6 protein-coding genes and 2 pseudogenes are annotated in these 6,639 nt (G+C 65.7%); 2 read left to right on the forward strand and 6 right to left on the reverse strand.

The window, feature by feature from the left end; all coding sequences use genetic code 11:
• Position 1 precedes the first annotated feature (1 nt).
• From NGM06_RS20515 to NGM06_RS20535, 5 genes are all read right to left on the reverse strand, one after another.
• Positions 2–1,282 (reverse strand): ABC transporter substrate-binding protein, encoded by a 1,281-nt coding sequence (locus NGM06_RS20515; RefSeq protein ID WP_256568009.1) that lies wholly within the window; start codon positions 1,280–1,282, stop codon positions 2–4.
• 124 nt (positions 1,283–1,406) lie between these two features.
• Positions 1,407–2,411, reverse strand: coding sequence for an LLM class flavin-dependent oxidoreductase (locus NGM06_RS20520; protein ID WP_254270268.1), 1,005 nt, complete (start codon positions 2,409–2,411; stop codon positions 1,407–1,409).
• A gap of 132 nt (positions 2,412–2,543) precedes the next feature.
• On the reverse strand, positions 2,544–3,266 hold the full coding sequence (locus tag NGM06_RS20525) for an EthD domain-containing protein (protein WP_254270269.1): 723 nt from the start codon (positions 3,264–3,266) through the stop codon (positions 2,544–2,546).
• Between the two features lie 71 nt (positions 3,267–3,337).
• A complete protein-coding gene (sugE, locus tag NGM06_RS20530) occupies positions 3,338–3,661 on the reverse strand; it encodes a quaternary ammonium compound efflux SMR transporter SugE (RefSeq protein ID WP_254270270.1) in 324 nt (107 codons plus the stop codon).
• A gap of 75 nt (positions 3,662–3,736) precedes the next feature.
• Positions 3,737–3,901: a hypothetical protein gene (locus tag NGM06_RS20535; RefSeq protein WP_254270271.1), complete on the reverse strand. Its 165-nt coding sequence runs from the start codon at positions 3,899–3,901 to the stop codon at positions 3,737–3,739.
• Between the two features lie 148 nt (positions 3,902–4,049).
• On the opposite strand from NGM06_RS20535, the gene NGM06_RS20540 reads away from it, so the two are divergent.
• A complete protein-coding gene (locus NGM06_RS20540; RefSeq protein WP_254270272.1) occupies positions 4,050–4,316 on the forward strand; it encodes a hypothetical protein in 267 nt (88 codons plus the stop codon).
• A gap of 147 nt (positions 4,317–4,463) precedes the next feature.
• A pseudogene (locus NGM06_RS20545) lies at positions 4,464–5,736 on the forward strand (M24 family metallopeptidase).
• 81 nt (positions 5,737–5,817) lie between these two features.
• Here the strand turns inward: NGM06_RS20545 and NGM06_RS20550 are convergent.
• Positions 5,818–6,477, reverse strand: a pseudogene (locus NGM06_RS20550) (ABC transporter ATP-binding protein); the annotation flags it as partial.
• Positions 6,478–6,639 lie beyond the last annotated feature (162 nt).

The following is a 6,639-nucleotide window of genomic DNA, read 5'->3' on the forward strand; positions in this document are numbered from 1 at the left end:
GTCAGAGGTCGCAGTTCGTCTGTTCGCAGGACGGGATGGCGTTCTGCCCCTCGACCTTCTTGCGGAGCGCCACCCTCGCGGCGTCGCCCGAGTCCGGTTGGACGTTCTCCCCGGCCCAGACGGGGTTGGTGGCCTGATGGTCGCACTGCCGGAACTCGTTCGGACCGAAGACGCTGGGCACCTCAAGCCCCGGCAGGGTGTCCTTGACCGCTTCGGGGTCGTTCGTCCCGGCCTCCTCGATGCCGTGGGCGGTCATCCGGATGGAGTCGTAGGCGACCCGGGCGAAACTGTCGGGGGTCGAACCGTACGCGTCCCGGTAGGCCGACACGAACTCCTGATTGTCGCCTGTCTCGACCTGCGCGTTGTACCGGACCCCGCCGTAAGTGCCGTACGCCGCCGGCCCGAGCGCGTTCCGGACGACCTGAAACGTCATCGTTGGACTCACCAGTTCCACGTCCTGCTTCAGGCCCTGATTGGCGGCCTGCTTGGTGAAGTTGATGAGGTCCCCACCGGTCATCCCCAGCACCGCAACGTCTGCCTCGGAGTTGCTTATCTGACTGACGTACGACCCATAGTTGCTCGCGCCGAGTTGCGACCGCGAGACCCCGACCTCGGTGAACTCGTCGCTGGCCTCGCTCATTCGAGACTTCCACTCGCGGCGGACAGACTGGCCGTAGGCGTAGTCGGCGATGTGGAACCAGACGCTCGTCCCGACGTTGTTCGCGGTCCACGGGGCGACCGCCTCCGCGATTTGTGCGGTGTGGGTCTCGGCCCGGAACACCCACTCGTTGCACTTCGCGCCCGTGATGTTCATCGCCGCCGCGCCGGGGTTGTAGACGACCTCCTCGTTCGCCGCGAACGAGTTGAGCGCGAGCGCGGTCGAACTCGAAATCGCGCCCATGAGAAACTGCGCGTCGTCCTGCTGGACCACCTTCTGGGCCACCTGTCGCCCGGTCGCGGTGTCGGCCTCGGTGTCCTCGTACACCGCCTCCATCTCGAAACTGAACTGGTCGCTCTCGTTGACGTGCTGGACCGCGAGTTTCGCGCCGTTCCGCTGGCCCTCCGCGAGTCCGCCGTACGGTCCCGTCATCGGACTCAGCACGCCGTAGGTCACGGTGTCGATGTTCTGCCCGCCGCCGAGACCTGCGCCTCCGATACACCCTGCCAATGCCCCCGTCCCCGCGATTCCGGCGAGTCTGAGAACGTTCCGTCGAGAAGTGCGTCCGTCGCCGCCCTGCTCCGTCGTTCGCCCCCTACCGTGCTGACTGCTTTCGTGCCCCATACCACTTATGCGGAATCTTCGATAATAAACTATTGTGTAGGATGTAGCCCCGACGCCGCCGAAATAACCCTCGCTTCGCTGCCATTCGTTCCCTCCCGAGACGCGCTCGAACGTCCGGACCGCCTCACTCGAAGTGCGGCACCACTTCCTCGCCCAATCGCTCGACGCACTCGACCATCCGGTCGGTGCCGACGCCGGGGTGGTACGTCCGGAGGACGAAGTGAACGTCGTCGCCCAAGGCGTCGCGGTACTCCTCCAACTGTTCGACGACTTGTTCCGGCGTCCCGAAGACGGCCTGCTCCTTCAACTCCTGCTTTCGCTCGCCGTCGAGTTCCTCGACTTCCTCGCCCGAGAATATCTCGGCGTAGCGTCGCTGGATGTAGAAGTACCCCTCTTTCATCGCCTCCCACGCCTCGTCACGCGACTCGCCGACGAATCCGTGCTGGAGGACGTATATCTGGAACTCCCCGTCGATGTCCTCCTCCTCGCGGACGGTCCGGACGTCCTCGACGCGCTTGCGGACGCCCTCGACGGAGAGCGCCGAGGGCGCGCACCACGCGTCGGCCACGCGCGCCGCCCGGCGGACCGCGGGTTTCGCGGACCCGCCGTACATGACGGGAATGTCCGACTCGGGCTTGGGCGTGACGCTCGCGTCGGGCGACACGTCGTGGAACTCCGCGTCGTACTCCAGCGGCCCCTCGGACCACGCCGCCCGCAGGAGGTCGGTGGTGTCGCGCATCCGCTCGACGCGCTCCTCGCGCGGGACGCCGAACTGCTCGAACTCGGTCGGATTCGACCCGATGGCGAGACCGAGGGTGAGTCGGCCCGCCGAGAGCAGGTCCACCGTCGCGGCGTCCTCCGCGAGGCGGACCCCGTCGTAGAGCGGTGCCAGCGCGATGCAAGTGCCGAGTTCGACGCGCTCGGTCTCGGCCGCCAGCGCACCGAGCGTCGGCATCGTCGCCGAGAGGTAGCCGTCCTCCTCGAAGTGGTGTTCGGAGACCCACGCGCTGGCGAGGCCCGCGTCGTCGATGGCCCGGCCGAGCGTCAGCATCTCGTCGTAGAGTTCGGTCGTCGACCTGTCGTCGTCGGGCCGCCGCTGGCAGGTGAACAGTCCGGTCCCGATTTCCATACCACGACGGTCGGCCGGGAGCGTCTTAATGTTTTACGAGCGAGATGTTGGGACGCTACGAACCGAAGCGGGCGGCAACAAAGGGATCCGTCGTAGTCGCGTTCGTCGCCGACTGTCCGGCCGAGTTCCGTCTCAGTTTCCCGTCTCGTCCTTCTGGACGGTCTCCCGGCCGATGAACCGGGGCCGCTCGTCGATGGCGAGGAAGTTGTCCACGTCCTCGCGGGCCTCCTTGGCCTTACCCCTGTCGGGGTCGTAGTCGCGGCTTCCCTCGCTGCCGAGGGCGTCGTGGAGGGCGTCCAAGTCCTCGAAGTAGAGTTCGGCGACGCCGTCGAACTCGGCGTTCTCGGGGTCGGTCGGCAGGACCGTGTTGTACTTCACGACGCCCTCGATTTCGCGGGCGATGGGGGTGTGTTCGTTCTGCCAGTGGTCCACGAACTCCTCGTGAGTCATCCCCTCCTTCCGGACGAGGAACGCCGAGTGCTTGTACAGTCCGTCGGTCTCGCCGTTCACCTCGTCTTTTTGAACTTTCTCCTCGCCGATGAATCGCGGTCGTCGGTCGATAGCGAGGAAGTTGTCCACGTCCTCGCGGGCCTCCTTGGCCTTACCCCTGTCGGGGTCGTAGTCGCGGCTTCCCTCGCTGCCGAGTGCGTCGTGGAGGGCGTCCAAGTCCTCGAAGTAGAGTTCGGCGATGCCGTCGAACTCGGCGTTCTCGGGGTCGGTCGGCAGGACGGTCTGGTAGCGCGTGACGCCCTCGATTTCGCGGGCGATGGGGGTGTGTTCGTTCTGCCAGTAGTCCACGAACTCCTCGTGAGTCATGTCGTCTTGCCGAACGAGCAACGCGACGTGCTTGTACATATTCCACCTAACAGGTGGCGCGCTCATAAAACTACGCGGCGGTCGGGACGGGCCGTCCGCTCGCCGGGCCCTCAGTGCCCGCCGGAGGCGAGGTGAAGCCCCGCGATGCCGACGACGATGACGCCGATGAACGCGATTCGCGCGAGGTCGGCGGGTTCGTCGAACAGGACGATGCCGAGCGTCGCGGTTCCGACCGCCCCGATACCGGTCCAGACCGCGTATGCGGTCCCCACGGGCAGGTCCTCGACCGCCTTCGCCAGCAGGAGCATGCTGACTATCAGCGCGACCACGGTGGCGGCGGTCGGGACGGGTTTCGAGAGTCCGTCGGAGTACTCCAGACCCACGGCCCACGCGACTTCGAACAGACCGGCGACGAGGAGGACGTACCACGACATTCGTCTGCGGATAACCGATCCGCAGTGCTATGTCTTCCGTTCCCGTCGCGACCCCGACCCGTGACTCCAGCGCGTCTACGAGCCGTAGCGGTCCTGTAGAATCAGCACTGCGAACGTCGCGGCCATGACGAGCGCTGTGGGGACGACGCCGTCCGTCGCGAGTGCGGTCGTTGCACCGACGAGGAGTCCGGCGATTAATAGACCCGCACTTTTCAGCGAACCGACGGTCTCGTAGGACATGTCCGATACGTGTCGTCTCTGCGAAAGTAAATGTTCTGCTACGGTCGTTCGTCCGCGGGCCGAACACGGACGGCGCTCCCCGATGCTGGCTCAGATGCATTCGACGACACGACAAAACTTATTCCGACGCCCTCCGGATTTCGGGACGATGCCCTCCAACTACGACAGTCGCTCGCGCGGGAGACCGCTCGGAATCACGATACTCTGCGTCCTCGGGTTCCTCGGCGTGTTCTTCTCATTCGTCGGGATGCTCGACGTCATCGGTCGCGGCGGCCCCTCCGCCGTTATCGGACTCGCGGGACTCGCGCTCGTCGTCGCAAAGGAGTCGTCCTCACCGGCCTCTGGTCGCTCCAGCAGTGGGGCTACAAGTGGGGAATCCGACTGTACGCCCTCGCTGCGGTTCTCGACCTCCTGACGTTCAGCGTCGTCTCCCTGATAATCGACGTCCTCATCGTCGCCTACATCGCCAGCAAGGCCGACCACTTCCGGTAGTCCCGCACCGAACCGTCACTGCCCCGTTCCGTCACCTACTTTCATTACGTCTCTCGATGTAACCCAGCCCATGGGATTCTATCAACGCGATTTCATGGAAGGCACTCGCGGCACGATGGGCGTCGATTGGGAGGAGCGCATCGACTTCCAGCGCATGCGCCGCGAGCGCAAGGAGCGCGCTCGAACGCATGCGGGAGGCCGGACTCGGGAGCATGCTCCTCGTGAACGACCCCAACGTCCGGTACGTCACCGGCCTCGCCATGACCGGCGGGAGCGGGGCCGACCACTACACTCTCCTCACCGAAGACGGCGACGTGGTCCACTGGGACACCGCCGACCACGCCAGCAACCAGCGGTTCAACTGCCCGTGGCTCGACGACATCCGGTACGCCGCGCCCGGACTCGGGAACGTCCCGCGGGCGTCCGGTAGCAGTTCGGCCCGCGACTGGTTGAAGGACAAGATGGCCGACCTCGTGGTCGAGGCGATGGCGGAGTACGGCGTCGAGAAAGAGCCGATGGGAATCGACGTGGGGAATCGGTCGCTCCTCTCGAAGTTCGAGGAGCGCGGCGTGGACGTGCGCCCCGGCGAGTGCGCCGACGTGATGGAGGACGCCCGGAAGGTCAAGACCCGCGACGAAATCGAGTGCCTGCGGATGGTCGCCGCGCTCTGCGAGGCCGGATTCCAGCGCATCACCGAGACCGCAAAGCCCGGCATGCGCGAGTCCGAGGTCTGGGGCGAGGCCACGAAGGAACTCTGGCGACTCGGCGCGATGGTGCAGGGCGGGTACGTCACCTCCGGACCGAACACGTGGCCCAAGCATCAGGCCAACACCACCGACCGCGTGATTCGGCCGGGTGACCTCGTCTACGCCGACTTCTACAACATCGGGTTCATGGGCTACCGCTCCTGTTACTACCGCACCTTCAGCGTGGGCGAACCCACGCAGGCCCAGCAGGACGCCTACGAGAAGGCCCGCGACGACCTCTACGACGTGCTCGAACGCATCGAACCCGGTGCGACGACCGACGAAATCTGCGAGGGCTTCCCGGACGAGGCGGGCGAACAGATGGACTGGTACGGTGCCGACGAGTTCTGGGAGATGACCACCAACCACTGGGCGCACGGTCTGGGGCTTCAACTCTACGAGGTCCCGCTAATTTGGCGGGGCCTCTCGCCCGACCACCCCATCGAAATCGAGGAGGGGATGACGATGGCCGTCGAGACGATGCGCCCCGCCGACCGACAGGGCGTCCGCGTCGAGGAGATGGTGGTCGTCCGCGAGAACGGCGTCGAGATTCTGAGCCAGTGGCCCGTCGAGGAGATTACGACCATCGAACACTGAGCGGACGCGTCCGGCGAGTCCGACGCTTCGGGTGGTTCCTGTGCGTCGACTGTTTCGACTGGAGGTGGGTCGCGCCGCGACCTACTCGTCTGGAAGCGCCCGCTTGGGCTGAATCCGGAGTTCCGGTGACCGCGTCACCGCGGCGTCCACGCCGAATACGTCGGCCAGCAGTTGCTCGGTCACGACCTCCCCGGGCGGTCCCCAGTCGTAGATGCCGCCGTCGTTCATGGCGATGATGTAGTCGGCGAACCGGACCGCCTGCGACAGGTCGTGGAGGACAACCGCCACGGTGACGCCCTCCTCCTCGTTGAGGCGGCTGACCGTCTCCATCACCCGGAGTTGGTGGTGGAGGTCGAGGAACGTCGTCGGTTCGTCGAGCAACAGCACGTCGGTCTCCTGCGCCAGCACCATCGCTATCCAGACCAACTGCTTCTGGCCGCCGCTGTCCACCACGACTCGTCCCAGGAGGTCGTTCGCCCGCGAGGTCGATGGCTCGCTCGACGGCCTCGTGGTCCTCGGCCGACACGGAGTCGAAGAATCCGCGGTGGGGGTATCGAACTCAGTTCCTCGACCGGATGCCGCCCGGCGAGTCGTTCTCTTGCGAGAGGTGGCCGAGTTCCCGTGCAGTCCTTCGCACAGGTTACTCTCGAAGCGTCGACGACGCCGGAGTCGGGTTCGAGGTGGTTCGAAGGATGACATGGTACTCTTGCCGCTCCCGTTCGGGCCGACGAGCGCAGTGATTTCGCCTTAACGTCGATGCGCGCATCTCGACGGCCATCGTCGTCGGATGCCTCGACTTCGAGGTGGTCGGCGACCACCCCGCCTCTCGACTTCGACCGGTTCGCCCTCGCCGCCGTCGCCGAGGGTAGTCGTCGCGTCGATGCTCGCTCGCTGCGTTCCTTC

This window comes from Halorussus aquaticus, assembly GCF_024218795.1.
Lineage (GTDB): Archaea > Halobacteriota > Halobacteria > Halobacteriales > Haladaptataceae > Halorussus > Halorussus aquaticus.

Excerpts from the sequence above, each read along its gene's own strand:
- NGM06_RS20515 (WP_256568009.1), bottom strand. The coding sequence starts at position 1,282 with ATGGGGCACGAAAGCAGTCAGCACGGTAGGGGGCGAACGACGGAGCAG.
- sugE (WP_254270270.1), bottom strand. The coding sequence starts at position 3,661 with ATGTCGTGGTACGTCCTCCTCGTCGCCGGTCTGTTCGAAGTCGCGTGG.
- NGM06_RS20520 (WP_254270268.1), bottom strand. The coding sequence starts at position 2,411 with ATGGAAATCGGGACCGGACTGTTCACCTGCCAGCGGCGGCCCGACGAC.
- NGM06_RS20535 (WP_254270271.1), bottom strand. The coding sequence starts at position 3,901 with ATGTCCTACGAGACCGTCGGTTCGCTGAAAAGTGCGGGTCTATTAATC.
- NGM06_RS20540 (WP_254270272.1), top strand. The coding sequence starts at position 4,050 with ATGCCCTCCAACTACGACAGTCGCTCGCGCGGGAGACCGCTCGGAATC.
- NGM06_RS20525 (WP_254270269.1), bottom strand. The coding sequence starts at position 3,266 with ATGTACAAGCACGTCGCGTTGCTCGTTCGGCAAGACGACATGACTCAC.